The following is a 26,717-nucleotide window of genomic DNA, read 5'->3' as shown; positions in this document are numbered from 1 at the left end:
CAGAAGTGCCGGGTCGGCAAAGACGGGGAGTCAGAGGCGGGCGGCGGCGGGGCGGTCCAGGAACCAGGTGGTCACCTCGCGGCCGTGGACGCCGGCCGCGGGTGCGTCCTCGCGCGGGGGAGCAGGCTCGGCGAGGACGCGGGCGACGGCGTCGGCCTTGCCGTCGCCGCTGACCAGGAACCACACTGCCCGGGCGCGGTTCAGGGCCTCGAAGGTCAGGCTGACCCGCTCCGGCGGGGGCTTGGGAGACTCACGGACGGCGACAGCGAGCCGGTCGGGCGCGGCGTCCAGAGCGGGATGGCCCGGGAACAGCGACGCCACGTGGGCGTCGGGGCCGAGGCCGAGCATCACCACCTCGAGCTCGGCGGCGCCGTGCTCGCGGAGCAGTGCGTCGTACGCCGCGGCCGCCGCGTCGACCGAGTCGGTGTCGGCGGTCGACGGGACCTCGAAGACCCGGTCCGGGGCGGCGCCGACGGCGTCCAGGAAGTCCTCCCGCGCCTGGGCGCAGTTGCGCTCCGGGTCGTCCGCGGCGACGAACCGCTCGTCGCCCCACCAGACCACCACCCGGGACCAGTCCACCGTCGAGCCCGCGGAGAGGCGGGCGACCTCGCGGTGCACGACGCGGGAGACGGTGCCGCCGGTGAGCGCGATCTGGGGGGTCCGGCCGTCGGCCTGGGCGGCGGCCAGCCGGGCGAGCAGCTCGCCGGCGACCGCGGTGGCGAGGGCGTCGGCGTCCTCGTGGACCTCGATGAGCGGAGCGGTCACGGCTTCTCCTTCGCGAGACGGCGGGCGGTCGCGGCGTACACCTCGTCCTCGTCGAGGCGGCGCAGCTCCTCGGCCAGCAGCTCGGGGAGCTCGCGGCGCTTGAGCGCGACCGGCCGGTCGGGTGCGCCGGGGGAGGACAGGGTCGCCAGCCGCCCGTCGGGGCGGGCGATGCGGATCGGACCGTCCCGAGTCACCATCACGGCCTCGGTGATGCCGGGACCGTCGGAGACGCGGCGCTCGACGGGCACCTTGAGCCGGTCGGCCAGCCAGGCCGCGAGCAGGTCGGCGCTCGGGCTGACCTTCTCGGCCTCGACCTCGGCGGCGGTGATCCGCCGGGCCTGCTGGTCCAGGGTGGAGGCGAGCAGCGCACGCCAGGGCGTGGTGCGGGTCCAGGCGAGGTCGGTGTTGCCGGGGACGTAGCGCGCGCACTGGCCGTGCAGGGCGCGGCTGCGCCCGCTGGTCGCGGCCGCAGCGTCGGTGATGCGCCGCTGGGCGAGGGCACCGAGCGGATCGGCCGCGGGATCGGCCGGTGCGTCGGTGGGCCACCAGACGACCACGGGGGAGTCGGGGAGCAGCAGGGGGAGCACCACGGACGCGGGATGCTTGGTCACCTCGCCGGTGAGCCGGATCAGGGCGGTCTCTCCGGTCGCGCCCGAGCCGGTGCGGACCTGGGCGTGGATGGAGCCGTGCCCGCGGCCGTCGCCGAGGACCACGCCGAGCACCCGCGCGGGGTGCTCGTGCGAGGCCTGTCGGGCCGCGGCCATGGCGTGCTCCGCGTCCTCGTCCGGGACCACGATGACCAGCGTCATCACCATCCCCATCGCGGGGCTGCCCGCCCGGCGCCTGGCGCGCACGAACTCCGCGGCGATCCCGGCGGAGTTGGTGTCGGTGAGCTCGATCATGCTCATGGCCGCCTCCAGGTGCGGCCGTCGCGGGCCAGCATCTTCTCGGCAGACTCGGGACCCCAGGTGCCAGCGGGGTACGGCTCCGGCTTGCCCTTGCGCTCCCAGGCGGCAAGGACCGGGTCGAGGATCTGCCAGGACAGCTCGACCTCCTCGCTGCGCGGGAACAGCGGCGGCTCACCGAGCAGCACGTCGAGGATGAGCCGCTCGTAGGCCTCCGGGGAGGTCTCGGTGAACGAGCCGCCGTAGACGAAGTCCATGTTCACGTCGCGGATCTCCATCGCGGTCCCGGGCACCTTGGACCCGAAGCGCACGGTCATGCCCTCGTCGGGCTGGACCCGGATCACGATCGCGTTCTGTCCCAGTTCCTCGGTGGAGGCCGCGCTGAACGGCTGGTGCGGGGCCCGCTTGAGCACGACGGCGACCTCGGTGACCCGCCGACCGAGCCGCTTGCCGGTGCGCAGGTAGAACGGGACGCCGGCCCAGCGCCGGTTCGCCACGTGCAGCGTGATGGCCGCGAACGTCTCGGTCCGGGAGGTACGCCGGATGCCCTCCTCCTCCAGGAAGCCGGCCACCTTCTCGCCGCCGGCCCACCCGGCGGCGTACTGGCCGCGGGCGGTGGTGAGGTCCAGTCGGCGCGGCAGCACGATCGAGGAGAGCAGCTTCTGCTTCTCCTGGCGCAGGCTGTGGGCGTCGAACGCGGTCGGCTCCTCCATCGCGACCAGCGCCATCAGCTGGAGGAGGTGGTTCTGGATGACGTCGCGGGCGGCGCCGATGCCGTCGTAGTAGCCGGCCCGGCCGCCGATCCCGACGTCCTCGGCCATCGTGATCTGTACGTGGTCGACGTAGTTGGCGTTCCACAGCGGCTCGAACATCGCGTTGGCGAACCGGATCGCCAGGATGCTCTGGACCGTCTCCTTGCCGAGGTAGTGGTCGATGCGGAAGACGGAGTCCTCGCTGAACACCCCCGCCAGGACCTCGTCGAGCTCGCGGGCGGAGGCGAGGTCGTGGCCGAACGGCTTCTCCACCACGACTCGGCGCCAGGAGCCCTCCTTGGCCTCCGCCAAGCCGTGCCGCTCGAGCTGGGTGACGACGTCCCCGAAGAACCCGGGCGGGATCGCCAGGTAGAACGCGTGGTTGCCGTCGGTGCCCCGGCTCTCGTCGAGCTCCTCGATCGTGCGCCGCAGGGTCTCGAACGCCGCGGGGTCGTCGAAGTTGCCGGGTACGAACCGGATGCCCTCGAGCAGCTGTTGCCAGACCTCCTCGCGGAACTCGGTGCGGGCGTGCTCCTTGACCGAGTCGTGCACGATCTGGGCGAAGTCCTGGTCGGCCCAGTCGCGCCGGGCGAACCCGACCAGGCTGAAGCCGGGCGGGAGCAGACCCCGGTTGGCGAGGTCGTACACCGCCGGCATCAGCTTCTTGCGCGACAGGTCGCCGGTGACGCCGAAGAGCACCAGCCCGCACGGGCCCGCGACGCGGGGGAGCCGCCGGTCGGCTGGGTCCCGGAGCGGGTTCGTCCAGCTCATCGCAGCGCGTCGCGGACGACGGCGAGATCGGCCGGGGAGCTGACGTGCAGGCGCAGCACGGGCCGTCCGTGGTCGGCGAGCACCTGGCCGTCACCGACCGCCTGGGCGGTCAGGAACTCGTGGAACGTGAAGGGTCGGTCGGGCACCGCGAGGTCAGCCTCGGGCTGGCCGGTGACCTGCAGGTAGACCCCGGTCGCGGGGCCGCCCTTGTGGTACTGCCCGGTCGAGTGCAGGAAGCGGGGCCCCCAGCCGAACGTGACCGGGCGCCCGGTGCGCTGCGCGAGCAGGTCGCGCACGTCCGCGAGCCCGGCGTCCCGGTGCCGGTCCAGGTAGGCCTGGACGGCGACGTAGCCGCGTTCCTCGTCGAGCCGCGCGAGCAGGGCTGCCACCGCGTCCGGGACGGTGCTGACCCCGTCGGGGAGCCAGCCGCCCACGTCGTAGACGGTCACCGGACCGTCCACGAACGCCGGCTTGGGGCTCTCGCCGCCTCCGTCGAGGAGCTCGCGGGCGGCGGCCTTGGCGCTCTCGACGTCGGGCTGGTCGAAGGGGTTGATGCCGAGCACGGCGCCGGCCACGGCGGTGGCGTACTCCCAGAGCAGGAGCTGACCGCCCAGGTCCGCCTCCACCGAGGCCCACCAGCCCGAGGCCGGGCGCACGCGCTCCCCGAGCAGGTCGCCGGGACCGTAGGTGACCAGTACCTCGTCGGGCGTGCTCGGGGTCAGGTTGGGGGAGTCCGGGCCGTCGACGACGACGGGGAGGATGCCCTTGCCGTCCTTGCCGGTGGACTCCGCCACCAGCTGCTCGGCCCAGTCCCCCAGGCCGGGGTACGCCGAGCCCGCGTCGGCCAGGACGAGCTTGTCGACGCCGGCGAGGTTGGCGGCTCCGAGCAGGGCGCCGAGCCGCAGCCCGGGGTTGTCCGCCGAGTCCGCCTCGAGCGCGGGGCGCAGTGCCTGCGCCGCGGCCAGCAGCCCGGCGATGTCGGCGCCGGCGAGGCCGCTCGGGACCAGGCCGAAGGCGGTGAGCGCGGAGTAGCGGCCGCCGACCTCGGGGTCGGCCAGGAAGACCCGGTAGCCGGCCTCCCGGCCCAGCTGCTCCAGCGGGGACCCGGGATCGGTGACGACGACGATCCGCTCCGCCGGGTTGATGCCGGCGTCGGTGAACGCCTTCTCGAAGGCGCGGCGCTGGCTGTCGGTCTCCACGGTGCCGCCGGACTTGGACGAGACCACGACCACTGTCTCCTCCAGCCGGTCCTCGAGCGCGCGGCGCACGAAGTCGGGGTCGGAGGAGTCCAGCACGTCGAGCCGAACGCCCGCGGCGGCGCAGATGACCTCCGGAGCCAGCGAGGAGCCGCCCATGCCGCACAGGACGACGCGGACCAGGCCGCGCGAGCGCATCTCGACCTCGAGGGCCGCGACGTCGCTGACCAGGTCACGCGACGCCGCGGGCAGATCGACCCAGGCCAGCCGCTTGGCCGCCTCGTCCGCCGCTTCCGGGCCCCACACCGTGGCGTCGCGGGCCGCGATCCGGCTGGCGACGCGATCGCCGACCAGGCGGTCCAGGATCGCGGCGTACGCCGACTCGTCAGGACAGCCGAAGGTGAGCGCGAAACCGCCCCCGGAGCCCGTGCCCCCGCCGGTGTCGGTCATGCGGTGGCTTGGTCCATCTGGCCCTGGACGGTCTCGACGAGCTCGACCCAGGACTTCTTGAACTTGTCCACGCCGTCGGTCTCGAGGACCAGCAACGCGTCGTCGAAGTCGACACCGACCTCGTTGATCCGGTCCAGGATCGCACGGCCCTCGGCCGCCCGGCCGGTCACGACGTCGCCGTGCACCTCACCGTGGTCGGCGAACGCCTCCAGCGTCTTCTCCGGCATCGTGTTGACGGTCCCGGGGACCACCAGCTCGGTGACGTACATCGTGTCGGAGTAGTCGGGGTTCTTGACGCCGGTCGAGGCCCACAGCGGCCGCTGCGGGTGGGCGCCGGCCTCGGCCAGCGAACGCCACCGGTCGGAGGCCGTGACCTCCTCGAAGGCGCCGTAGGCGAGCAGCGCGTTGGCGACCGCGGCCTTGCCGCGCAGCGCCAGCGCCTCGTCGGTGCCGACCTCCTCGAGACGCTTGTCGACCTCGGTGTCGACCCGCGAGACGAAGAACGACGCGACCGAGCGGATCGTGGACAGGTCACGGCCGGCCTCGCGGGCCTGCTCCAGACCGGTGAGGTAGGCATCCAGGACGGCCCGGTAGCGCTCCTCGCTGAAGATCAGCGTCACGTTGACGCTGATCCCCTCGGCGATCGCGGTCGTGATCGCCGGAAGGCCCTCGCTGGTCGCGGGGATCTTGATCAGCGCGTTCGGGCGCTCCACCGCCGCCCACAGGGCGCGGGCCGAGGCGATGGTGCCCTCGGTGTCGTTCGCGAGGTCCGGTTCCACCTCGATCGAGACGCGGCCGTCGTGGGCGGTGCGCTCCGCGACCGGGGCGAGCACGTCGCAGGCGTTGCGCACGTCCTCGGTGGTCAGCTCGAAGACGACCTTGGTGACGTCGGCTCCGGAGGCGACCAGCTTGCGGACCTGCTCGTCGTACCGCTCGCCGTTGGCGATGGCGCTGGCGAAGATCGTCGGGTTCGTCGTCACCCCGACCACCGACCGGTCGGTCACCAGCTCGGCGAGGTTGCCGGTCTCGATCCGCTCCCGTGAGAGGTCGTCGAGCCAGATCGAGACGCCGGCGTCGGCCAGTGCCTTCAAGCGGTCACTCATGGTTCCTCCTGGGTGTGGTGCTGGGTGTGGGGTACCCGTCGCGACCCGCGCGTAGTCCGCGCGCGTCAGTCGGTGGACACCCGGATGCTGTCGCGAGCGGCGTCGGCCACCGCCTGCGCGGTGATGCCGTACTCGGTGTAGATGCGGGCGTAGTCGGCCGACTGGCCGAACTGCTCGATGGAGATCATGCGGCCGTGGTCGCCGACGTACTCGCGCCAGCCCTGCTTGACGCCGGCCTCGACCGAGACCCGCGCCTTGACCGTCGGGGGGATGACCGTCTCGCGGTAGGCGATGGTCTGGGCCTCGAACCACTCGAGGCAGGGCATCGAGACCACGCGGGCGGAGATGCCGTCGGCAGCGAGGAGCTTGCGCGCCTCCACGGCCAGCTGCACCTCGGAGCCGGTGGCCATCAGGACCACGTCCGGGGTGCCGCCCTCGGCGTCGAGGAGGACGTAGCCGCCCTTGGCGACGTCGTCGGTGCCGGCCCACTCCTCTCCGGTCTCGGCGTCCTTCCCGCGCGGGAAGACCGGCACGTTCTGGCGGGTCAGCGCCAGGGCGGCCGGGCGATCGGTGTGGTTGAGGATGGCCAGCCAGGCGGCGGCGGTCTCGTTGGCGTCGGCGGGACGCACGACGTCGAGGCCGGGCATCGCCCGCAGCGCGGCCAGGTGCTCGATCGGCTGGTGGGTCGGGCCGTCCTCCCCGAGGCCGATCGAGTCGTGGGTCCACACGTAGGTGACCGGCAGCTTGCTCAGCGCCGCCACCCGGACCGCGCCGCGCATGTAGTCGGAGAACGTGAGGAAGGTGCCGCCGAAGACGCGGGTGATCGTGTCGGCCGCGATGCCGTTCATGATCGCGCCCATGCCGTGCTCGCGGATGCCGAAGTGCAGCACTCGGCCCTGGAACGGGTCGGCGGTCCACTGATCGGTGGTCCGGCTCGCGGGAGCGAACGACGGGACGTCCTTGATCGTGGTGTTGTTGGAGCCGGCCAGGTCGGCGGACCCGCCCCACAGCTCGGGCAGCAGGGGCGCGAGCGCGTTGATGACCTTGCCGGAGGCGGACCGGGTCGCGACGCCCTTGGCATCGGCGTCGAAGACCGGCAGCGCCTCGGCCAGCCCCTCGGGCATGGTCCGGGCCTTCAGCCGGTGTAGGAGCTCGGCCCGCTCCGGGTTCGCCTCCGACCAGGTGGCGTACTGCTTGTCCCAGGCGGCGCCCCACTCCGAGCCCCGGTCGCGCAGCGCCCGGGTGTGCTCCAGGACCTCGGGCGGCACCTCGAAGTTCCGGGCGGGGTCCCACCCGAGGATCTCCTTGGTCGCCGCGACCTCGTCGGCGCCCAGCGCGCTGCCGTGGGAGGCGCCGGTGCCCTGGGCGTTGGGGGCGGGCCAGGCGATGATCGTGTCGAGAACGATCAGCGACGGCTGGTCGGTGACCTCGCGGGCGGCCGTGATCGCGTCGTACAGCGCCGGGACGTCCTCGCGGTAGTCGGTGCCTCCGTTGGTCCAGTCGACGGTCTGCACGTGCCAGCCGTAGGCCTCGTAGCGCGCCGCGACGTCCTCGGTGAAGGCGATGTCGGTGTCGCCCTCGATCGAGATCCGGTTGCGGTCGTAGATGACGGTGAGGTTGCCCAGCTCCTGGGTCCCGGCGATGGAGGAGGCCTCGCCGCTCACGCCCTCCTGGAGGTCGCCGTCGGAGCACAGGACGTAGACGTGGTGGTCGAAGAGGCTCTCGCCGTCCTTCGCCTCCGGGTCGAGGATGCCGTGGATGCGGCGCCCGGACATGGCCATGCCCACGGCGTTGGCGACGCCCTGGCCGAGCGGGCCCGTGGTGACCTCCACCCCCGCGGTGTGGCCGAGCTCGGGGTGGCCGGGCGTCTTGGAGCCCCACGTGCGCAGCGCCTTGAGGTCCTCCAGCTCCAGCCCGAAACCGCCCAGGTAGAGCTGGGTGTACAGGGTGATGGACGAGTGCCCGCAGGACAGCACGAACCGGTCCCGCGCGATCCAGCTCGGGTCGGCCGGGTCGTGCCGCATCACCTTCTGGAACAGCAGGTACGCCGCCGGCGCCAGGCTCATCGCGGTGCCCGGATGGCCGTTGCCGACCTTCTGGACGGCATCCATCGCCAGCACGCGGGCCGTGTCCACCGCCTTGGCGTCGAGATCGGTCCAGTCCAGGGCGGGGGAAGTGCTCACGGGGTTCCTCTCAGCGGGGTGACGGCGATACCGAGCCTACTCACTCCACGGGATAGACTCACACCCGCTACGAGCTTCCGAAACTCCCCGAGGACACCTGTGACCCACGTCGGCCAGTCGGCCGCTGCCGCCGAGCGGCAGGACTCTGACGGAGCGACCTCGAGGGCGTCGTTCCGCGACGTCGTGGCTGCCTACGTCGGCCTGACCAAGCCGCGGGTGATCGAGCTGCTCCTGCTCACCACCGTGCCGGTGATGTTCTTCGCCGAGCGCGGGATCCCTCCCCTGGGGCTGGTTGCGGCAACTGTCGTCGGCGGGGCGTTCTCGGCGGGCTCGGCGTCGGTGTTCAACTGCGTCTACGACCGCGACATCGACGAGCAGATGCGCCGCACCCGGCGTCGCGCGCTGCCCCGCCACATCGTCTCGGCCCGCGCCGCGCTGGTCTTCGGGTTCGCGCTCGCGATCGCGTCCACCGCGATCCTGCTGGCCTGGGTGAACCCGCTCTCGGCGGCCCTGTCCCTCGGGGCCAACGCGTTCTACGTCTTCGGCTACACGATGCTGCTCAAGCGGCGCACCACCCAGAACATCGTCTGGGGTGGCCTCGCCGGCTGCTTCCCGGCCCTGATCGGCTGGACGGCGGTGACCGGCGAGCTCTCGTGGGTTCCGGTGGTGCTGTTCATGGTGGTGTTCTTCTGGACTCCGCCGCACACCTGGGCGCTGGCGCTGCGCTACCGCGAGGACTACGCGAACGTCGACGTCCCGATGCTGCCGGTCGTCGCGCCGGCGCGGGAGGTCGGGCGCCAGATCGTGCTCTACAGCTGGGTCATGGTCGCCACCTCGCTGCTGCTGTGGCCGGTGGCCGACACCAGCCTGGTCTATCCGGTGATCGCGGCGGTCCTCGGCGCGGTGTTCCTCGTCCAGGCCCACCGCATGTGGGGCCGGACCAAGGTCAGCGACGATCTCGCCGCGATCCGCCCGATGGAGCTCTTCCACTCCTCGAACCTCTACCTGACGCTGCTCTTCGTCGCCGTCGCGCTCGACCCGGTCCTGGGTCTCTGAGCCACTCTCGGGGTCCGCGCGGTCCTTCTGGGGCCGGCCCGGGGCAGCGATCGCGCGGGCGAGCAGGGGAGCAGACGAGCGGTGAGCCTGCCACCGTCTGCTTGGCTGAATCGACCGCAGCGGTGAGCCTGCCACGGTTCGCGAGGCCAGGACGGTGGGTCACTCACCGCCAGGCCTGATGGTTCGGCCGGCCCGGACCCAGCGGTGAGCCAGCCACCGTTTGCCGGCCCGAAACCGTGGCAGGCTCACCGCTCACCCGACGGCGCCCGTTCACCCGCAGGCGCACGGAGCTCCCGCAGGCGCACGGAGCTCCCGCAGGCGCCCGGAGCTCCCGCAGGCGCCCGGAGCCGATCAGTCGACGGCGACCGGGGCGACCGGGCGGTCGAGCTCGCGCGGGTGGCGGACGCTCAGCAGCGCCCAGGTGACGGCGGCGGCCGTGAGGGCGGCGCCGAGCATGTGGAAGGCGACCAGCACGACAGGCAGGTCGGTGAAGTACTGCACGAAGCCGATCGCGCCCTGACCGATCTGGATCGCGAGCAGGGTCACGACGGCCCGGCGCGCCGAGCGCCCGGGACCCCAGGCGTGCACGGCGAAGAGCAGCCCGATCGTCAGGCCGATGAACAAGAAGACCGCGTCGGCGTGCAGCTGGCTCATCTGGGCCGGGTCGAGGCCGTTGCGGGGGGAGTCGGCGTCGCCGGCGTGCGGGCCCGAGCCGGTGACGACTGTGCCGATGTAGAGCACCGCCCAGCCGGCCACGAACATCGTCCAGGCGAGCCCGACCACCGGCCCGGTGGCGGTGACGGGGAGGCCGCCCCGGTCCACCAGCTGTAGGAAGCGGACCGAGAGGCAGACGATGGCGAGCGAGCAGAGCAGGTGCAGCGAGACGATCCACGGGTTCAGGTCGGTGAGGACTGTGATGCCACCGATCACGGCCTGGGCGGGCACGCCGAGGCCCATCAGCAGCGCGAGGCGCCACAGCTCGCGCCGGGCGGTCTGCCAGGCGGCGATGAAGGTGAGGATCGCGACCGCGGCGAGCGCGAAGGTGAGCATCCGGTTGCCGAACTCGATCACGCCGTGGATGCCGTACTCGCCGTGCGGGGTGTACGACGCGTCGGTGCAGCGCGGCCAGGTCGGGCAGCCGAGCCCCGATCCGGTCAGCCGTACGACGGCGCCGGTGACCACCAGGACCATGTTCGCGATCAGCGAGGCCCAGCCCAGCGGCCGGACCCACCCGCTCAGGTCCGTCCACCGCAGCGTGCGCACGGCCCGATCCTCGACGCGCTCGTTCACCTGTCCACTCACTCCCACGAGAAGGTCTTCGCCGTCAGGACGGTCCCGATGACCGTCCAGCCGAGCAGCACCAGCAGCGAGACGCCGGCGACGGTGCCGTCCAGCAGGGCGTCCCGCATCGCGCCGCCCAGGGCTCCGGAGGGGAGCCACTGGACGACATCACCGAACCTGCCGTACGCCGAGGCGGGCAGCACGACGGCGCCCGCCGCCATCAGCAGCAGGTAGACGAGGTTGGCGGCGGCCAGGGTCGCCTCGGCCCGCAGGGCGCCGGCGAGCAGCAGCCCGAGCGAGGCGAACGCGGCAGTTCCGAGCACCACGGCCAGCACGACGCCGAGCACCGCGACCACACCGCCGGTCGGGGACCAGCCGAGCAGCAGCGCCACGGCGCAGATCACCACGAGCTGGAGGGCCTCGACCAGCAGCAGGGCCAGCACCTTGCCGGCCAGCAGGCCGGAGCGCGGCAGCGGCGAGGAGCCGAGGCGCTTGATCACGCCGTAGCGACGCTCGAACCCGGTCGCGATGGCGAGCGCCGTGAAGCCGGTCGACATCACCGCCAGCGCCAGCACGCCCGGGGTCAGCACGTCGACGGCCGGGTCATCGAACTCCAGCCCGATCCGGTCGGCACCGGTGACGGCGCCGACGAGGACCAGGACCGGGATCACCACGGCGAGCAGCAGCTGCTCGCCGTTGCGGAGCATCAGCCGGGCCTCCATCGAGGCCTGTGCCAGCACCATCCGCCCGAACGGCGCGGCTCCGGGGCGGGGGGTGAACACGCCAGCACCGCCGGTCGACGGGGTCACGGGGCCAGCTCCCGACCGGTGAGCTGGAGGAAGACGTCCTCGAGGTTGCGGACTCCCAGCGAGAGGGACTCGGGCAGCACGGCGTTCTCCTCGCACCAGCGCGAGACCCGCGCCAGGGTCGATGCGTCGGCGGGGCCGGTGACGACCAGGCTCAGCTCGTCGAGCTGGACCACCTCGATCTCCTCGCCGAGCGCGCGCCGCAGCGAGGCCGGGGCACCGGGCGGGAACGGGCGGGTGACGACGAGCCGGATGGTGGCCCGCGAGCCGCCGCGGGTCAACTCCAGCGGCGTGCCGGAGGCGATCAGCCGACCGTGGTCGATGATGTGGATCTGGTCGGCCAGCCGCTCGGCCTCGTCCATGTAGTGGGTGGTGAGCACGACCGTGACGCCGTCGTCGCGCAGCTCGCCGAGGAGGTCCCAGATCGTGCGCCGCATCTGCGGGTCCACGCCCGCGGTCGGCTCGTCGACGAAGACGACCTCGGGCCGCCCGACCAGGGCCATGGCCAGCCCGACGCGCTGCTGCTGGCCCCCGGAGAGGCGGCGGTACGGCGTGCGGCCGCACTCGTCGAGTCCGAGCCGGTCGGCGAGCAGGTTCGGGTCGAGGGGGTGGGCGTGCAGGCGTGCGATGTGGCGCAGCATCTCCATGGCGCGCACGCCGCTCCACGCGCCGCCGTCCTGCAGCATCACGCCGATGCGCGGCAGCAGCTCGCGGCGCTGGCGCACCGGGTCCAGGCCGAGCACCCGCACGGAGCCGGACCGCGGTCGCCGGTAGCCCTCGCAGGTCTCGAGGGTCGTGGTCTTGCCGGCCCCGTTCGGGCCGAGGACCGCGGTGATGGTGTGACGCGCGACGGTCAGGGACAAGTCGTCGACCGCGACCTTGTCGCCGTACCTCATCACCAGTCCGTCGACGGCCACAGCGGGATCGTCGTCGGGCACGTCGACAGTCTAGGGACCGGTGCGCACGTGGCTGCCGAGGGGCCACCCCGAGGCGGGGCCTAGGGTTGCGGCCGTGAACGGTTGGATCATGGCTGTGGTGCTGGCGCTGACCGCGGTGGCCGCCGGGTCCGTGATCGTGCTCCTGATCCGGGACCGGACCGCGGGGGACCCCACCTTCGCGGTGCTGGCGCTGGCCGAGCTCGCGCTGCTGGTGCAGATGGTGGTCGGCCTCGTGGCCCTGGGCGGCACCGAGCGCGAGGTCCCGGGCGTCACGTTCGTGAGCTACTTGATCTCGATCGTGCTGGTGCTGCCGATCGGGGCCTTCTGGTCGCTGGCCGAGCGCACCCGTGCCGGGACGGCTGTGCTGCTCGTGGCGCTGCTCACCGTGGTCGCGCTCGAGGTGCGGCTGCACTCACTGTGGAGCGGCGGTGCGTGAGCTCTCGTCCGGCTGGGGTCGCGTGCTCGTCGCCGTGTACGCCGTCTTCGCGGTCGCCTCGACGGGCCGCTCCCTGGTCCAGCTCGGCCTCGACGCCGGGCGCGCGCCGCTGGCGTACTCGCTCTCGCTGCTCGCGGCCGTCGTCTACCTGGTGGCCACCACGTGCCTGCTGCTCGGCGGGCGCCGGGCCTGGCTGGTGGCGGTGGCGGCCTGCACGGTGGAGGCGCTCGGGGTGCTCACCGTCGGCACGCTCAGCTATGTGGCGACCGACCTGTTCCCGGATCGCACCGTGTGGTCGCACTTCGGCCAGGGCTACGGGTTCCTGCCACTGGTGCTGCCGTTCGCGGGACTGGCCTGGCTGCGCCACACCTCACCGCGCCGGTCGGCGGGCCCCGACGCGTGAGAGCGGGTAAGGCTTGCCTTCCTTGAACGGTTCCAACCATTAACGGCACACTGGTGTTGTGGAATTCGAGAGGGCGCGTCCGAAGGCGGACGACCAGCCCACGCGCCAGCGCGTGGCGCGGTCCATCCTCGACCACGGTCCCTCGACCGCGGCGGCCCTCGCCGAGCGGCTCGAGCTCACCCCCGCCGCCGTCCGCCGTCACCTCGACCAGCTGGTCGAGGACGGCGCCGTCGAGGCCCGCGAGCCCACCGTCCGCGGTGCCCGCGGCCGCGGCCGGCCGGCCAAGGTCTTCGCGCTGACCGAGACCGGGAGGGACCGCTTCGACCAGGCCTACGACGACCTGGCCGTGCAGGCGCTGCGGTACCTGTCCGAGACGGGTGGCGAGGACGCCGTGCGGGAATTCTCCCGCCGCCGGGTGGCGTTCATCGAGGAGAGGTTCGACGACGTCCGCCGTGCGGAGCCGTCGCTGAGCCCCGCGCAGGTGCTGGCCCGCGTCTTCACCGCCGCCGGGTACGTCGCCGGCGTCCGTGAGCTGCTGCCCATCAACGGGCAGAGCGTGGGGGAGCAGCTGTGCCAGCAGCACTGCCCGGTCGCCCACGTGGCCCACGAGTTCCCCCAGCTGTGCGAGGCCGAGACCGAGGCGATCAGCCGCGTCCTCGGCACCCACGTCCAGCGACTGGCCACGATCGCCCACGGCGACGGGGTCTGCACCACCTGCATCCCGGGTCAGGGCGCGAGCCCTCGGCCCGTCGGCCAGCAGTCCACCAGCCATACGAACGAGAAGGAGCGGGTCACCTCATGACCTCCATCGAAGAACTCAACCCCGAGCTCAAGGGGATCGGGCGCTACGAGTTCGGCTGGGCCGACCCGGACACCGCCGGCGCCACCGCGAAGCGCGGCCTCAACGAGGACGTCGTCCGCGACATCTCCGCGAAGAAGTCCGAGCCGCAGTGGATGCTCGACCTGCGCCTGAAGGGCCTCAAGCTCTTCCACCGCAAGCCGATGCCGACCTGGGGCTCCGACCTCGGCGGGATCGACTTCGACAACATCAAGTACTTCGTGCGCTCCTCGGAGAAGCAGGCGGCCACCTGGGACGACCTGCCCGCCGACATCAAGAACACCTACGACAAGCTCGGCATCCCCGAGGCGGAGAAGCAGCGCCTGGTCTCCGGCGTCGCGGCCCAGTACGAGTCCGAGGTCGTCTACCACTCGATCCGCGAGGACCTCGAGGCCCAGGGCGTGCTGTTCCTCGACACCGACACCGCGCTCAAGGAGCACCCGGAGCTCTTCCAGGAGTACTTCGGCACGGTGATCCCGGTCGGCGACAACAAGTTCGCCGCGCTGAACACCTCGGTCTGGTCGGGCGGCTCCTTCATCTACGTGCCCAAGGGCGTCCACGTCGACATCCCGCTGCAGGCCTACTTCCGGATCAACACCGAGAACATGGGCCAGTTCGAGCGGACGCTGATCATCGCCGACGAGGACTCCTACGTGCACTACGTCGAGGGCTGCACGGCGCCGATCTACTCCAGCGACTCGCTGCACTCCGCGGTCGTCGAGATCATCGTGAAGAAGGGCGCCCGGGTGCGCTACACGACGATCCAGAACTGGTCGAACAACGTCTACAACCTCGTCACCAAGCGCGCGGTCTGCGAGGCCGGCGCGACCATGGAGTGGGTCGACGGCAACATCGGCTCCAAGGTGACGATGAAGTACCCGGCCGTCTACCTGATGGGCGAGCACGCCAAGGGCGAGACGCTCTCGATCGCGTTCGCCGGGGAGGGCCAGCACCAGGACGCCGGCGCCAAGATGGTGCACGCCGCGCCGCACACCTCCAGCTCGATCCTGAGCAAGTCCGTCGCCCGCGGCGGTGGCCGGACGTCGTACCGCGGCCTGATCCAGGTCAACGAGGGCGCCCACGGCTCGAAGTCCAACGTGCTGTGCGACGCGCTCCTGGTCGACCAGATCAGCCGCTCCGACACCTACCCGTACGTCGACATCCGCGAGGACGACGTGTCGATGGGCCACGAGGCGAGCGTCTCGAAGGTCTCCGACGACCAGCTCTTCTACCTGATGTCGCGGGGCATGGAGGAGGACGAGGCCATGGCGATGATCGTGCGCGGCTTCGTCGAGCCGATCGCCAAGGAGCTGCCGATGGAGTACGCCCTCGAGCTCAACCGCCTCATCGAGCTGCAGATGGAGGGCGCGGTCGGCTGACCCCGCCCGGGCGCGCCACCGGCGTCGCCCCGCTGTCCGTATCCACGCAGGAACAGAAAGAGACCCAGCAGTGACCGTGACCGATGCCGCCCGCGAGAGCGTGGCGTCCTCCCTCGAGCAGGACCAGGTGGTCTCCCACCTGAACCCGCCCGCCTCCTACGACCTCGCCGCGCACCCGGTGCCGACGGGGCGCGAGGAGGTGTGGCGGTTCACCCCGCTCAAGCGACTGCTGGGGATGCTCGACGGCGAGCCGTCGCAGGCGTCCCTGGCTGCGGAGACCACCCTGCCCGATGGCGTGGCCATCTCGACCATCAGCGCCGAGCAGGCGCGCGACCTCGGTGAGCTGGCGCCCAACGAGCGGCCGGCCGCGCTGGCCGCCGCCAACGCGGGACGGGTCACGCTGGTCGACGTCCCCGCGGACCTGGTGGCCGCCGAGCCCCTGGTGGTCCGGCTCTCCGGTGCCTCGGTCGACGACCTGGTCTGGGGCCGGCAGGTCTTCCGGATCGGCGCCCACGCCGACGTCACCATCGTGCTGCTGCACACCGGCTCGGCGCGCTACCAGCGCCATCCAGTCGTTCCTGGTCGGCGACGGCGCCAACGTCAACATCCTGTCGGTCCAGGACTGGGACGACGACGCGGTGCACCTGGGCCGCGACTCGATCCGGGTGGGCCGCGACGCCAGCGTCAAGCACACCGCGATCTCCTTCGGCGGCGACGTCGTGCGCATGCACGCCAACGTCGAGTACGCCGGCCCCGGCGGGTCGGCCGAGCTGCTGGGTCTGTACTTCGCCGATGCCGGCCAGCACCTCGAGCACCGGCTCTTCGTCGACCACAACGCGCCGAAGACCAAGAGCAACGTGCTCTACAAGGGCGCGCTGCAGGGCAACGGCGCCCACACCGTGTGGATCGGGAACGTGCTGATCCGCAAGGTCGCCGAGGGCATCGAGACCTACGAGGAGAACCGCAACCTGGTGCTCACCGAGGGCGGTCAGGCCGACTCGGTGCCGAACCTGGAGATCGAGACCGGCGAGATCGAGGGTGCCGGGCACGCCTCGGCCACCGCCCGGTTCGACGACGAGCAGCTGTTCTACCTGCGCTCGCGCGGGGTCTCGGAGAAGGAGGCCCGGCGCCTGGTGGTGCACGGGTTCTTCAACGACCTGATCCGTCGCGTCGGGGTGCCCTCGATCGAGGAGCACCTGCTCCAGACGGTCGAGGCCGAGCTCGCCAAGAACGTGCTGCGCGAGGACCCGCCCGTCGGGGAGCTCGCCTGATGTCCTTCGAGCGCGCCTGCGGGCTGGCCGAGGTGCCGGACGACGAGGGCTTCGCGGTCACCGTCGGCGGCATCGACGTGGCCATCGCGCGCGACGGTGACGAGGCGTTCGCGGTGCAGGACCTGTGCACCCACGCCGCGGTCCCGCTCAGCGAGGGCGAGGTCGCCGACTGCCAGATCGAGTGCTGGCTGCACGGCTCCCGCTTCGACCTGCGCACCGGCAAGCCGACGGGCCCGCCCGCGGTCGACCCGGTCGCCACCTTCCCGGTGGAGATCCGCGCCGAGGACGACGGCCCCGCCGTGTACGTCGACGTCACCACGACTCTGAACGGCGTGCAGCCGGACTGACGTCCGCCCACGCACCCATCCCACACACGTCGCACCACTTCGCAACGAGGAAGAGATTCATACGATGAGCACGCTGGAGATCAAGGACCTGCACGTCACGGTCGACACCGAGGACGGCCCCAAGGAGATCCTCAAGGGCGTCACGCTGACCATCGGCGGTGGCGAGACCCACGCGATCATGGGGCCCAACGGCTCGGGCAAGTCGACGCTCGCCTACTCGATCGCGGGCCACCCGAAGTACACCGTCACCGGCGGCTCGGTGACCCTCGACGGCGACGACGTGCTGGCCATGTCGGTCGACGAGCGGGCCCGCGCCGGGCTGTTCCTGGCGATGCAGTACCCCGTCGAGGTGCCGGGTGTCTCGGTGTCGAACTTCCTGCGGACCGCCAAGACCGCGATCGACGGCGAGGCCCCGAAGCTGCGCACCTGGGTCAAGGACGTCAACGGCGTCCTCGAGCGGCTCAACCTGGACCCGACGTTCGGCACCCGCTCGGTCAACGAGGGCTTCTCCGGCGGCGAGAAGAAGCGCCACGAGATCGCGCAGCTCGAGCTGCTCGACCCGAAGGTCGCGATCCTCGACGAGACCGACTCCGGCCTCGACATCGACGCGCTGAAGATCGTCTCCGAGGGCGTCAACCGCTTCCGGGAGCAGGAGGGCAAGGGCGTCCTGCTGATCACGCACTACACGCGGATCCTGCGCTACATCAAGCCCGACCGCGTGCACGTCTTCGTCAACGGCCGGGTCGCCGAGCAGGGCGGGCCCGAGCTCGCCGACCAGCTCGAGGCCGAGGGCTACGACAAGTACCTCAAGGCCGGGGTCTGATCATGGCCTCGACGGACTCGGCCGGCGGGGGGCTTCCCGGCCTCCTGCCCGAGCTGGAGGTGATCCGCAAGGACTTCCCGATCCTCGAGCGCGAGCTCGCGGGCGGGCAGCCGCTGGTCTACCTCGACAGCGCGAACACTTCGCAGAAGCCGCAGTGCGTGATCGACGCGATGGTCGACCACCTCGAGCGGCACAACGCGAATGTCGCCCGGGCGATGCACCAGCTCGGCGCCGAGTCCTCCGAGGCCTTCGAGCACGCCCGCGACGTGGTGGCGGGGTTCCTCAACGCACCGAGCCGCGACGAGGTGATCTTCACCAAGAACGCCACCGAGGCGCTGAACCTGGTCGCGAACACACTTGCCTGGGCGACCGGCGACCTCGCGGTCGGTGCCGGCGACGAGGTCGTCATCACCGAGATGGAGCACCACTCCAACATCGTGCCCTGGCAGCTGCTCACCGAGCGCAAGGGCGCGACGCTGCGCTGGTTCGGGCTCACCGACGACGGCCGGCTCGACACGTCGAACATCGACGAGCTGATCAACGAGCGCACCAAGGTCGTCTCGCTGACCTGGGTGTCGAACATGCTCGGCACGATCAACCCGGTGGCCGAGATCGCGCGTCGCGCCCACGAGGTGGGCGCGATCGTCGTGGTCGACGCCTCCCAGGCCGCGCCGCAGCTGCCGGTCGACGTCGTCGCCTCGGGTGCCGACCTGATCGCGTTCACCGGCCACAAGGTCGTCGGGCCGACCGGGATCGGCGTCCTGTGGGGCCGCCGCGCGGTCCTGGAGCAGCTGCCGCCGTTCCACGGCGGCGGCGAGATGATCGAGACCGTCCGCATGGAGCGCTCGACGTACGCCGGGATCCCGCACAAGTTCGAGGCTGGCACCCCGCCGATCGTCGAGGCTGTAGGCCTCGGTGCCGCGCTGGCGTACCTCTCCGACATCGGCATGGACGCCATCCACGCCCACGAGCAGGCGCTCACCGGCTACGCGCTGGAGGGGCTCGCGACCATCCCCGGCCTCACGGTCCTCGGGCCGCTCGACGCCAGCCAGCGCGGCGGAGCGATCTCCTTCGAGATCGAGGGCGTGCACCCGCACGACATCGCCCAGGTGCTGGACTCGCGCGGGATCGCGGTCCGCGCCGGCCACCACTGTGCCAAGCCCGCCCACGCCCGTTTCGGGGTGCAGAGCTCGACGCGCATGTCGTCGTACCTCTACACGACGCCGGCGGAGATCGACGCGCTGGTCGACGGCCTGGAATACACCCGCTCCTACTTCAAGTTGGCCTGAGCGATGACTGCGAACCCGGAGCTGGACTCCCCTCTACCAGGAGATCATCCTGGACCACTACAAGAACCCGCACCACAAGGGCCTGCGCGAGCCGTACGGCGCCGAGGTGCACCACGTGAACCCGACCTGCGGTGACGAGATCACGCTGCGGGTGCAGGTCGCCGAGGGGGCCGACGGCCCCGTCGTCGAGGACCTGTCCTACGACTCGGTCGGCTGCTCGATCTCCCAGGCGTCGGCCTCCGTGCTGGCCGACCTCGTGATCGGCAAGCCGGTCGCGCAGGCGCTCGAGATCCACCAGAGCTTCCTGACCCTGATGCAGGGCAAGGGCACCGTCGAGCCGGACGAGGACGTCCTGGAGGACGGCATCGCGTTCGCCGGCGTCGCGAAGTTCCCGGCGCGCGTGAAGTGCGCACTACTGTCATGGATGGCCTGGAAGGACGCCACGGCCCAAGTCACCGAGGAGAGCAATGTCTGAGACCACTCACACACACCGAGGTCGACCACGGTGACCTGCCGGAGGTCCCCGCGGCGTCCGCGTCGGCCAGCTCGTCGGCCTCGCCGTCGGTCAGCATCGAGGACGTCACCGAGGCGATGAAGGACGTCGTCGACCCCGAGCTCGGCATCAACGTCGTCGACCTCGGTCTCGTCTACGGCGTGCACGTCGACGAGTCCGCCAACGCGGTCATCGACATGACCCTGACCTCGGCCGCGTGCCCGCTGACCGACGTGATCCAGGACCAGACCAACGGTGCCCTGGAGGGCCTCGTCAACGACGTCGCCATCAACTGGGTCTGGATGCCGCCGTGGGGCCCGGACAAGATCACCCCGGACGGTCGCGAGCAGCTGCGGGCCCTCGGCTTCAACGTCTGAGCCTGCGATGATCGACGAGCCGACCGCCGTCTCGGCGGAGGTCGAGGCCTTCTGGGTGCTCGCCCGCAGGCAGGCGAGGCTGGAGCGGCTGCCGGCGTACTTCGGGCCCTCGGGCCTGGTCTCGCTGCCGCCGCCGGCGTGGTCCTTCGGGGCCACGCCGGAGCAGGCGGACGAGCTCGCCGACCTCGTGGCGGCCGGCACGAAGACCGCGACTGCGAGCGCCGCGGACGACTACGCCGCCGAGGGCGTGCCGCTGCCCGAGCCGGGCACGCTCGGCATCGTCCTGGACGGGGGCGGCCACCCGCGCGCGCTCGTCACCACGACCGAGGTCACGGTCGTCGCGTTCGACGAGGTGGACGAGGAGCACGCCTACGCCGAAGGCGAGGGCGACCGGACCCTCGCCACCTGGCGGGAGCGGCACGAGGCGTTCTTCCGCGACCACGACCCGCACGGCCGGGGTTTCCGGGCGGACCTGCCGGTCGTGCTGGAGCGGTTCCGCGTCCTGCACCCCAAGCCGCCACGACGGTGACCGCCGCCCCGCGCCCGGTCCTGGTGCCGGCCGAGCGCTGGTCGCGCTGGGTGTCGAACTTCCGGGACCGGCACGGCCCGACGGCGCTGGTCGTCGACTCCGGTGCCCTCCGCGGCGCCGCCGAGGACGGCTCGACCTTCACCGCCCGGCTGCCGTTCGCGGAGCAGTACGCCGGCCCGCCGGACGCCGCGTCGTTCGGCGCGGCGGTGGTCGCGCCGGCGGACTGGGGGCTGCTGCTGGTGCGCAAGGGCGGGTTCGCGGTCGCCCGGCTCGCCGGTCCAGCCTTTGTCGCGAGCAAGGTGGGACAGCGGCACGTCCAAGGCCGTACCAAGGCCGGCGGCCAGAGCCAGCAGCGCTTCGCCCGCCGGCGCGACAACCAGGCTCGCCAGGCCTACGAGGCGGCCGCCGAGCACGCCGCCCGCATCCTGTCCGGCCTCGCCGGCCCGGTGGTGACCGGCGGCGACCGGGGCGCGGTCGAGGAGGTGCTCGCCGACCCCCGGCTGCGCAGCCTCGAGGTCGCCGAGCCCTGGCTGCCCGTCCCGGACCCGCGCCGCGCCGTCCTGGAGGAGGCCGCCCACGCGGCGTGCGCCGTCCGGGTCGACGTGGTCAACGCCGAGGTCGGCGCATGAGCGGGGTCCGCCTGCTGGTCATGGCCGACACCCACGTGCCGAAGCGGGCCCGGGACCTCCCGGTCGACCTGTGGGCGGAGGTCGACCGTGCCGACGTGGTGCTGCATGCCGGGGACTGGGTCGACGTGTCGCTGCTCGACGCCCTGGAGGCGCGCAGCCGCCGACTCGTCGGGTGCTACGGGAACAACGACGGCCCGGCGTTGCGGGCCCGGCTGCCCGAGGTGGCGCGCGTCGAGATCGGCGGGGTGCGGCTGGCAGTGGTCCACGAGACCGGTGACGCCCGCGGCCGCGAGGCGCGCTGCGCCGCGGCGTACCCGGACGTGGACGTGCTGGTCTTCGGGCACAGCCACATCCCCTGGGACTCGACCACGGGGACCGGGCTGCGGCTGCTCAACCCCGGCTCGCCCACCGATCGGCGGCGGCAGCCGTACGGCACCTACCTGACGGCGACGGCGCGCGACGGCGAGCTGCTCGACGTCGTCCTCCACCCGTTGGAGCGGGTCTTCCGCTAGCGTCCGTCGCATGTGGCAGCCCGAGCCTGGCTGGCATCCGCTCCCCGGTGGCACCGGCACGTCCACCCTCGGGGTGTGGCGCACGGTCCTGGGGGACCAGCCGGTCGTCGTGAAGCGGCTCGTCGCGCCCGGCCCGCAGGACCCGGCGGTGCTCAGCGACCCGGCCCACTTCGCCTACTGGCGCCGCGGCGCCGACGTCCTCACCGCGGCCCTGGTGGAGCGCACGCCCGGCCTGCGCGCCCTTCCCGCGGCCGTCGAGGAGGACGGCGAGGGCATCACGATCACCCAGGAGTGGGTCGAGGACGCCGCCAACAGTGGGCTGTTCTGCGCGCACGGGCTCGGTCGGTTCGCGGCCGCGGACCTCGGCGGGGTCCGGTGGCTGGCCCGCGACCAGCTGCGGGACCGGATGCGGCGGGTGGAGCGCAACGGCGGCTGGCGGACCCTGGCCCGGACGCCGGTGGCGGACGTGGCGGCCCACCTGTGGGACCGGCGCGAGTCCCTGCTGGCGGACCTGGACGCGATCACCCAGGTCACGCAGCACGGCGACCCCGTGCCCGGCAACCTGCCCGGGCGGCTCGGGAACGACGTCCTGGCCGTGGACTGGGGGACGCTCGGCCGGGGGCCGGTCGGCGCGGACCTGGGCTACTTCATGCTCACCGCCCGCGAGGAGTTCGAGCCGCTGCTGGAGGCCTATCTGCTCGGCCTGCCCGACGGGGTCGGCACTGCGGCGGAGGCCGCGCTGGGCGCCCGGGTGACCGCCGTCCTCACCGTCCTGAACCGGGCCGAGTGGGCGCTGGCCCGGGTGGCCGGGGGAGAGGGCGCCCTGGCGGGGAAGTTCCGCCACCCCGCGGTGGCGCCGCACCTGCGGGCGCTGCAACGCCAGTTCCCGGCGATGGAGGAGCTGCTCGGCCACCAGTCGTGAATTCTCGTGACCCTCGCCGCCCTGGCTGGTGGCCGAGCCCCCCGCTCGCTCAGGCCGGGGAGTGCTGCCCGGAGCCCGCCAGCCGATCGTCCGGGTCCGCCTCAGCCGCAGCCTCCGCCGACGGTGCCTCCGCCGCCGGTGCGGCCGGCAGGTCGACCCAGAACGACGAGCCCTCGCCCGGCACCGACTCCACCCCCATCAGCCCGCCGTCGCGCTCGGCGAGCGTGCGCGAGAGCGGGAGCCCCAGGCCGGTCCCCTTGATCTCCGGATCCGCGAACCGGACGAACGGCTTGAACACCTCACGCTGCTGCTTGGTGGTGAGACCGGGGCCGTCGTCCTGGACCCGGATCCGGATCCGCGGATCCCCGAACTCGTCGATCGCGCGGGAGGCGCTGACGTGCACGCTTCCGCCCGGCCGGTGGTAGGCGATGGCGTTCCCCACGAGGTTGGTGAGGATCTGGCGGAGGGCTGACGGCGTAGTGCTGGCGTGTAGGCCATCGGGCACGTGGGATCCCAGGTTGACATCCGCGGTCCTGGCAGTGGTGCGGAGCCAATGCAGAACGTCACCGACTGCGCTCTCGATGGCCACCGGTCCGCGTTCGGTCCGTGCACCGAGTTCCTGCCCTGTGCTGAGCAACTCCTCCACGATGGCGAGTAGTTGCTCGCCGGCGCTGATCACGACGGAGGCGTCGGACTGGACGGTTCGGGCGAACGTGCTGGCATCGACGGAGCCCGCGCCTTCCGCGAACTCGTGCGCGTCTGCGGCCATGATCTCGGCGGATCCTAGGATCGCTGCGATCGGCGTGCGGAGCTCGTGCCCGACCGCGGCGAAGAAATGGGTTTGAGCGTCTCGGGCTTGGTCGCCACGCTCGATGGCATCGGCGAGTGAGGTTCGCGCCCGGACCTCAGCCAATCGCGAGGCAAGCGCCGAAGTGAGAAGCCTTAGGTCTGCGATGACCGTGCGATCCCACTCCCCGGGGGTCTCGCGGGCGATGGCCAGGCTCCCATAGAGAACCCCCTCCCTGGCGATCGTTCGGGTCGCCGACGCGCGCACTCCGCAGGCCAACAGTTCGACACGATCCTGTTCCGCCTCGGGTGGGAGCAGCTCCGTGTCGATCACGGTCACGACATCGACCCGTGCCAGTGGGGACAGCCAGGGCAAGGTGAGCGCTCGCGGGGACCCGTCGCCGCCGGCCGGGACTACCGAGCATCCAACACCCGGTCGGTTCCACTCCCGCAGCCAGACTCGGTCGCGGAGGTTGACCCATCCCGCGGTGGATTCTGGTGCGACGACCGTGAGGGAGGCTGTGACGGCGTCCACTCCCGGATGGCTTTGCATCAGGTGCGACGCCTGCTCCACGGCGTCGGCGATTCCGCCATCGCCGACCAAGATGGTCTGCGTCAACTGCGCCGCCGCAGCGGAAGGCCCGGAGCTAGGGTCCAACGGCTGCAGAGCGGCGAACCTGCGTACGAACTCCGACATATCGACGTGAAGCCTAGGCGTCTGGGGCTGCACGGACATGGAAAGTTGATGGACTGGGGGTCAAGCCCCTGGTCGAGTCGACGTCCACCGAGCCGGACGGTCGCAGGGGGACGGTGCTGGCCCATGCCACGGTGGTGGTCAGTTGCGCGATGCCGAGGTTCTTCCCGGGGCAGGCGTGGGGACCGGCGCCGAAGGGGAGCCAAGCCCCAGGCCGCTGGGTGGACGAGACCCAGCGGCCTGGGTCCAGCTTCGCGAGCTCGCTCTCGCCCTGCTCGGGTCCCGGCGCCGAAGCGGCAAGTTGGCCGAGGGCGACGGGACTCACGAGGACCGGTGTGTAACGGTCCACCGTCGAGCGCCCAAGCCTCACGCGCCGCGTCGAAACCCGCGGCAGCACCCAGGTAGGCGGGACGAGGCGCAGCACCTCCCAGACGAACGCCGTGGCCCATTGGGGGTCACCGACAGCAGCATGCAGATCTGGACGCGATCCCAGCAGGGCCAAGCACCAGGCTCCGGCTGCGATCGGTACCTGGGTGCCTGCCGCGAGAGCGGTCGCCACTGCAGCCGGGTCTTCGCAACGCGCGCCCCGGAGCTTGTTGATCAGTTGCCGATGCGCGTGTTGCTCGGTGCGGCGAATCCTTGACCATGGTCGAGGTGGACTTGGTGCGGAGATGACCGGGCCGAGGGCGTCAATCCAGGCGAGGACGAGGTCACCGACCGCTTTGTGGGTCCGGGCGTCTACCTGAGGCAGAAGCGCCGCAGCGGTCGAACGGGCGACGGGTCGACGCAGGAGCACGAGGGCGTCGATCTCCCCCGACAGGCCGGATGTTGTGGCCGCGAGTTCTGATTCGAACACGGTGTGCCCCCTGCGCACCGCAGGCGCGGTGAGCACGGCCGTGGGCCTCTGCGAACCTGGAGAAGATATGCCACCCCGCCGGACGCGCTTTCGGCTCACATCAAACGGAACCGCGAAGTCCGTGGGTGACGTCAGGACCTGGCGTGAGTCTTCGAGTGTGGTCACCAGGACTGCGCCGTTCCCGAGGCTGACCGGGGTCGGGGACCCGGCAGCTCGCAGGACGGCGCCGTGAGGATCATCGGCCCTCACGGCGCCGTGATGCTCGTTGATCGCGTTCAGACCCGCGGGCCCGGGACCCAGCCGTAGTACGAGCTAAGGGCGCGGCCCGCACGGGCGACGGCACGACGCTCCATGAACTTCTTCAGCATGGGGGTTCCTTCCCTAGATGTGCTCCCTGACCTGCGCAATCTAACTGTCAGGCGAGTCCGCCGGGGAAGGTTTAGCCGACAGGTCCAGTCCTCCCGTCAGGACGTGGCGCGGATCCCCTCGAGCACGTCCGCGATCTGCTGCAGGCGGAAGGGCTTGGGCAGCACATGGGTCACGCCGAGCTCGTTGAGCACCGGGCGCTCCTCGTGGGCGGAGGCGCTGATGACGACGATGGTCAGGCCCTCCCGGCGGTCGGGGTGGGCGTTGAGCCAGCGCACGACCTCCTGCCCGGTGAGCCGCGGCATGGAGAGGTCGAGGAAGAGCACGTCGTACTTCTTCGCGGCCAGGGCGTCGACGGCTTGCTGGCCGTCCTCCGCCTCGTCGGCGTCCTCATGGCCGAGCTTGGCCAGCATCCGCACGGCGAGGGTGCGGACCGGCTCGAAGTCGTCAGCGACGAGCACGCGCAGGCTCGTGGTCTCGGGAGCGTGGTCGCTGGTCACGAGCGGAACGCTATCGGGTCCGTCACCCGCGGTGTGTCGCGACTCGGCCGCGGTGGCCGTTGTCTCGCGTGCAGCCGCGAGACTTTACAAAGCAGCCGCCGCGAAGGTGTCGCAGGACTCCAGCGACCCCTGCTCGAAGCCGGTGCGGAACCACGCCATCCGCTGCTTCGCCGACCCGTGCGTCCAGGTCTCGGGGGTGACCTGACCCCGGGCCCGCTGCTGGATCCGGTCGTCGCCGATCGCCTCGGCCGCGGCCAGCGCCTCGCTCACGTCCTGCTCGGTGAGGTCGACGATGAGGACCTCGCCGTCGGCGTCCTCGGTCGAGGTCGCGGCGTACGCCCACATGCCCGCGTAGCAGTCCGCCTGCAGCTCCAGGCGTACGGCGTCGCTGCGCGGGCCCTGCTGGGTGCGGACCTTGCCCATCGTGCCGAGGAGGTTCTGCACGTGGTGGCCGTACTCGTGCGCGAGCACGTAGGGCTCGACGAACCCGCCGCTGGGGCCGCCGAGCTGCCGGGCCAGGACGGCGTCGAAGAACGAGGTGTCGAGGTGGACGCTCTCGTCGACCGGGCAGTAGAACGGCCCGACCTCGGAGCCGGCCCGCCCGCAGCCGGTGGACACCTGGCCGGTGAAGGTGACCAGGCGGCTGATCGGACGGAAGTCGGCGCCGAGCTCGTCGCTCCAGAAGTCGTGCAGGGAGTTCTCGGTGCCGACCCGCCGGCAGTCGGGGTCCTCGTTGGCGTCCGCGCCCGTGTCGCACCCGGCGTACCGCTCGGAGTCGGCCATCCGGGCCGTGTCCGGCGCGGCGCCGAAGCCTCCACCGGAGCCGCTGGTGCCACCGCCGGCGAACTGGACGAGGAGGAAGATCGCGACGACCAGGACCACCCCGCCGACGCCCCCGCCCACCGGCAGCCCGCCCGGGATCCGCAGGCCCGCGCCGCCGCCGAGACCGCCGGACCCGCCACCGCGCCCCGCGTCGCGGACCCGCCCCGGGTCGAGCCGAGCCTTGGGGTTGAAACGCATGGTTCTCCTCACCGATGGCGCCGATCGTGGTCAGTCCCGTA

At 71.9% G+C, this 26,717-nt stretch carries 28 protein-coding genes; 15 read left to right on the top strand and 13 right to left on the bottom strand.

Going from position 1 to position 26,717, the window contains the following annotated elements:
• Nucleotides 1–30: 30 nt before the first annotated feature.
• The 6 genes from pgl to tkt all read right to left on the bottom strand — a co-directional run bounded on the left by pgl (nucleotide 31) and on the right by tkt (nucleotide 8,125).
• Nucleotides 31–765 carry a 6-phosphogluconolactonase gene (gene pgl / locus EBO35_RS10560; protein ID WP_122817675.1) on the bottom strand — a complete coding sequence of 245 codons (735 nt, stop codon included), beginning with the start codon at nucleotides 763–765 and terminating at the stop codon, nucleotides 31–33.
• Entirely contained in the window at nucleotides 762–1,673 is a 912-nt protein-coding gene (locus tag EBO35_RS10555) for a glucose-6-phosphate dehydrogenase assembly protein OpcA (protein WP_241153644.1), read from the bottom strand. The genes pgl and EBO35_RS10555 overlap by 4 nt, the downstream gene beginning before the upstream one ends.
• Nucleotides 1,670–3,193, bottom strand: a complete 1,524-nt coding sequence (gene zwf / locus EBO35_RS10550) for a glucose-6-phosphate dehydrogenase (protein ID WP_122817673.1) — start codon at nucleotides 3,191–3,193, stop codon at nucleotides 1,670–1,672. The genes EBO35_RS10555 and zwf overlap by 4 nt, the downstream gene beginning before the upstream one ends.
• Nucleotides 3,190–4,839, bottom strand: a complete 1,650-nt coding sequence (locus EBO35_RS10545) for a glucose-6-phosphate isomerase (protein WP_122817672.1) — start codon at nucleotides 4,837–4,839, stop codon at nucleotides 3,190–3,192. Before EBO35_RS10545 ends, zwf begins: the two co-directional genes overlap by 4 nt.
• The gene (gene tal, locus EBO35_RS10540) at nucleotides 4,836–5,942 is read right to left on the bottom strand and encodes a transaldolase (RefSeq protein ID WP_122817671.1); all 1,107 of its coding nucleotides are present in this window, start codon (nucleotides 5,940–5,942) and stop codon (nucleotides 4,836–4,838) included. Before tal ends, EBO35_RS10545 begins: the two co-directional genes overlap by 4 nt.
• A 65-nt stretch (nucleotides 5,943–6,007) precedes the next feature.
• On the bottom strand, nucleotides 6,008–8,125 hold the full coding sequence (gene tkt, locus EBO35_RS10535) for a transketolase (protein ID WP_122817670.1): 2,118 nt from the start codon (nucleotides 8,123–8,125) through the stop codon (nucleotides 6,008–6,010).
• 99 nt (nucleotides 8,126–8,224) lie between these two features.
• Between tkt and EBO35_RS10530 the strand changes: the two genes are divergently transcribed.
• On the top strand, nucleotides 8,225–9,181 hold the full coding sequence (locus EBO35_RS10530) for a heme o synthase (protein WP_122817669.1): 957 nt from the start codon (nucleotides 8,225–8,227) through the stop codon (nucleotides 9,179–9,181).
• Nucleotides 9,182–9,532: 351 nt separating this feature from the next.
• Here the strand turns inward: EBO35_RS10530 and EBO35_RS10525 are convergent, their stop codons facing one another.
• Genes EBO35_RS10525 through EBO35_RS10515 form a run of 3 tightly spaced genes read right to left on the bottom strand, consistent with a single transcriptional unit; the run spans nucleotide 9,533 to nucleotide 12,206 of the window.
• Nucleotides 9,533–10,444 (bottom strand): COX15/CtaA family protein, encoded by a 912-nt coding sequence (locus EBO35_RS10525; protein WP_241153643.1) that lies wholly within the window; start codon nucleotides 10,442–10,444, stop codon nucleotides 9,533–9,535.
• A 35-nt stretch (nucleotides 10,445–10,479) separates the two neighbouring features.
• Nucleotides 10,480–11,244 carry an ABC transporter permease gene (locus tag EBO35_RS10520; RefSeq protein WP_241153642.1) on the bottom strand — a complete coding sequence of 255 codons (765 nt, stop codon included), beginning with the start codon at nucleotides 11,242–11,244 and terminating at the stop codon, nucleotides 10,480–10,482.
• A 23-nt stretch (nucleotides 11,245–11,267) separates the two neighbouring features.
• Entirely contained in the window at nucleotides 11,268–12,206 is a 939-nt protein-coding gene (locus tag EBO35_RS10515) for an ABC transporter ATP-binding protein (RefSeq protein WP_241153641.1), read from the bottom strand.
• A gap of 73 nt (nucleotides 12,207–12,279) precedes the next feature.
• Between EBO35_RS10515 and EBO35_RS10510 the strand changes: the two genes are divergently transcribed.
• From EBO35_RS10510 to EBO35_RS10445, 14 genes are all read left to right on the top strand, one after another.
• Nucleotides 12,280–12,642 carry a hypothetical protein gene (locus EBO35_RS10510; protein WP_127480952.1) on the top strand — a complete coding sequence of 121 codons (363 nt, stop codon included), beginning with the start codon at nucleotides 12,280–12,282 and terminating at the stop codon, nucleotides 12,640–12,642.
• Nucleotides 12,635–13,045 carry a hypothetical protein gene (locus EBO35_RS10505; protein WP_122817667.1) on the top strand — a complete coding sequence of 137 codons (411 nt, stop codon included), beginning with the start codon at nucleotides 12,635–12,637 and terminating at the stop codon, nucleotides 13,043–13,045. Before EBO35_RS10510 ends, EBO35_RS10505 begins: the two co-directional genes overlap by 8 nt.
• 58 nt (nucleotides 13,046–13,103) lie before the next feature.
• On the top strand, nucleotides 13,104–13,847 hold the full coding sequence (locus tag EBO35_RS10500) for a helix-turn-helix transcriptional regulator (protein ID WP_122817666.1): 744 nt from the start codon (nucleotides 13,104–13,106) through the stop codon (nucleotides 13,845–13,847).
• Nucleotides 13,844–15,262, top strand: a complete 1,419-nt coding sequence (sufB, locus tag EBO35_RS10495) for a Fe-S cluster assembly protein SufB (protein WP_122817665.1) — start codon at nucleotides 13,844–13,846, stop codon at nucleotides 15,260–15,262. Before EBO35_RS10500 ends, sufB begins: the two co-directional genes overlap by 4 nt.
• Before the next feature lie 458 nt (nucleotides 15,263–15,720).
• Nucleotides 15,721–16,533, top strand: coding sequence for a SufB/SufD family protein (locus EBO35_RS10490; protein WP_317983478.1), 813 nt, complete (start codon nucleotides 15,721–15,723; stop codon nucleotides 16,531–16,533).
• Complete coding sequence (locus EBO35_RS10485; protein ID WP_206422534.1) at nucleotides 16,533–16,880, top strand: non-heme iron oxygenase ferredoxin subunit; 348 nt, start codon at nucleotides 16,533–16,535, stop codon at nucleotides 16,878–16,880. The genes EBO35_RS10490 and EBO35_RS10485 overlap by 1 nt, the downstream gene beginning before the upstream one ends.
• A 64-nt stretch (nucleotides 16,881–16,944) precedes the next feature.
• A complete protein-coding gene (gene sufC, locus EBO35_RS10480) occupies nucleotides 16,945–17,703 on the top strand; it encodes a Fe-S cluster assembly ATPase SufC (protein ID WP_122817664.1) in 759 nt (252 codons plus the stop codon).
• A 2-nt stretch (nucleotides 17,704–17,705) separates the two neighbouring features.
• Nucleotides 17,706–18,992, top strand: a complete 1,287-nt coding sequence (locus EBO35_RS10475; protein WP_122817663.1) for a cysteine desulfurase — start codon at nucleotides 17,706–17,708, stop codon at nucleotides 18,990–18,992.
• A 7-nt stretch (nucleotides 18,993–18,999) separates the two neighbouring features.
• Entirely contained in the window at nucleotides 19,000–19,467 is a 468-nt protein-coding gene (gene sufU, locus EBO35_RS10470) for a Fe-S cluster assembly sulfur transfer protein SufU (protein ID WP_122817662.1), read from the top strand.
• Between the two features lie 35 nt (nucleotides 19,468–19,502).
• Nucleotides 19,503–19,862, top strand: coding sequence for a metal-sulfur cluster assembly factor (locus EBO35_RS20000; protein WP_263457659.1), 360 nt, complete (start codon nucleotides 19,503–19,505; stop codon nucleotides 19,860–19,862).
• 7 nt (nucleotides 19,863–19,869) lie between these two features.
• A complete protein-coding gene (locus EBO35_RS10460; RefSeq protein ID WP_122817660.1) occupies nucleotides 19,870–20,391 on the top strand; it encodes an ASCH domain-containing protein in 522 nt (173 codons plus the stop codon).
• Nucleotides 20,388–21,020 carry an acVLRF1 family peptidyl-tRNA hydrolase gene (locus EBO35_RS10455; RefSeq protein WP_206422533.1) on the top strand — a complete coding sequence of 211 codons (633 nt, stop codon included), beginning with the start codon at nucleotides 20,388–20,390 and terminating at the stop codon, nucleotides 21,018–21,020. Before EBO35_RS10460 ends, EBO35_RS10455 begins: the two co-directional genes overlap by 4 nt.
• Nucleotides 21,017–21,532, top strand: a complete 516-nt coding sequence (locus tag EBO35_RS10450) for a metallophosphoesterase family protein (RefSeq protein ID WP_122817659.1) — start codon at nucleotides 21,017–21,019, stop codon at nucleotides 21,530–21,532. Before EBO35_RS10455 ends, EBO35_RS10450 begins: the two co-directional genes overlap by 4 nt.
• A gap of 10 nt (nucleotides 21,533–21,542) precedes the next feature.
• Nucleotides 21,543–22,454: a phosphotransferase gene (locus EBO35_RS10445; protein WP_122817658.1), complete on the top strand. Its 912-nt coding sequence runs from the start codon at nucleotides 21,543–21,545 to the stop codon at nucleotides 22,452–22,454.
• 49 nt (nucleotides 22,455–22,503) lie between these two features.
• Here the strand turns inward: EBO35_RS10445 and EBO35_RS10440 are convergent, their stop codons facing one another.
• The 4 genes from EBO35_RS10440 to ypfJ form a co-directional block, all read right to left on the bottom strand.
• Complete coding sequence (locus EBO35_RS10440; protein WP_164477914.1) at nucleotides 22,504–23,859, bottom strand: sensor histidine kinase; 1,356 nt, start codon at nucleotides 23,857–23,859, stop codon at nucleotides 22,504–22,506.
• A gap of 91 nt (nucleotides 23,860–23,950) precedes the next feature.
• The gene (locus EBO35_RS20365; RefSeq protein ID WP_396954397.1) at nucleotides 23,951–24,493 is read right to left on the bottom strand and encodes a cytochrome P450; all 543 of its coding nucleotides are present in this window, start codon (nucleotides 24,491–24,493) and stop codon (nucleotides 23,951–23,953) included.
• Between the two features lie 761 nt (nucleotides 24,494–25,254).
• Nucleotides 25,255–25,656, bottom strand: coding sequence for a response regulator (locus EBO35_RS10430; RefSeq protein WP_122817655.1), 402 nt, complete (start codon nucleotides 25,654–25,656; stop codon nucleotides 25,255–25,257).
• A gap of 84 nt (nucleotides 25,657–25,740) precedes the next feature.
• Nucleotides 25,741–26,676, bottom strand: coding sequence for a KPN_02809 family neutral zinc metallopeptidase (gene ypfJ, locus EBO35_RS10425; RefSeq protein ID WP_122817654.1), 936 nt, complete (start codon nucleotides 26,674–26,676; stop codon nucleotides 25,741–25,743).
• Between the last annotated feature and the right edge of the window lie 41 nt (nucleotides 26,677–26,717).

It is taken from the genome of Nocardioides pantholopis (assembly GCF_003710085.1).
In the GTDB taxonomy this organism is placed as follows: Bacteria; Actinomycetota; Actinomycetes; order Propionibacteriales; family Nocardioidaceae; genus Nocardioides; species Nocardioides pantholopis.
Note: the sequence above shows the minus strand (reverse complement) of the source record. Positions and strands in the feature narration are given on the sequence as shown.

Excerpts from the sequence above, each read along its gene's own strand:
- EBO35_RS10555 (WP_241153644.1), bottom strand. The coding sequence starts at position 1,673 with ATGAGCATGATCGAGCTCACCGACACCAACTCCGCCGGGATCGCCGCG.
- zwf (WP_122817673.1), bottom strand. The coding sequence starts at position 3,193 with ATGAGCTGGACGAACCCGCTCCGGGACCCAGCCGACCGGCGGCTCCCC.
- EBO35_RS10545 (WP_122817672.1), bottom strand. The coding sequence starts at position 4,839 with ATGACCGACACCGGCGGGGGCACGGGCTCCGGGGGCGGTTTCGCGCTC.
- tal (WP_122817671.1), bottom strand. The coding sequence starts at position 5,942 with ATGAGTGACCGCTTGAAGGCACTGGCCGACGCCGGCGTCTCGATCTGG.
- sufB (WP_122817665.1), top strand. The coding sequence starts at position 13,844 with ATGACCTCCATCGAAGAACTCAACCCCGAGCTCAAGGGGATCGGGCGC.
- EBO35_RS10485 (WP_206422534.1), top strand. The coding sequence starts at position 16,533 with ATGTCCTTCGAGCGCGCCTGCGGGCTGGCCGAGGTGCCGGACGACGAG.
- sufC (WP_122817664.1), top strand. The coding sequence starts at position 16,945 with ATGAGCACGCTGGAGATCAAGGACCTGCACGTCACGGTCGACACCGAG.
- EBO35_RS10475 (WP_122817663.1), top strand. The coding sequence starts at position 17,706 with ATGGCCTCGACGGACTCGGCCGGCGGGGGGCTTCCCGGCCTCCTGCCC.
- EBO35_RS10460 (WP_122817660.1), top strand. The coding sequence starts at position 19,870 with ATGATCGACGAGCCGACCGCCGTCTCGGCGGAGGTCGAGGCCTTCTGG.
- EBO35_RS10450 (WP_122817659.1), top strand. The coding sequence starts at position 21,017 with ATGAGCGGGGTCCGCCTGCTGGTCATGGCCGACACCCACGTGCCGAAG.
- EBO35_RS10445 (WP_122817658.1), top strand. The coding sequence starts at position 21,543 with ATGTGGCAGCCCGAGCCTGGCTGGCATCCGCTCCCCGGTGGCACCGGC.
- ypfJ (WP_122817654.1), bottom strand. The coding sequence starts at position 26,676 with ATGCGTTTCAACCCCAAGGCTCGGCTCGACCCGGGGCGGGTCCGCGAC.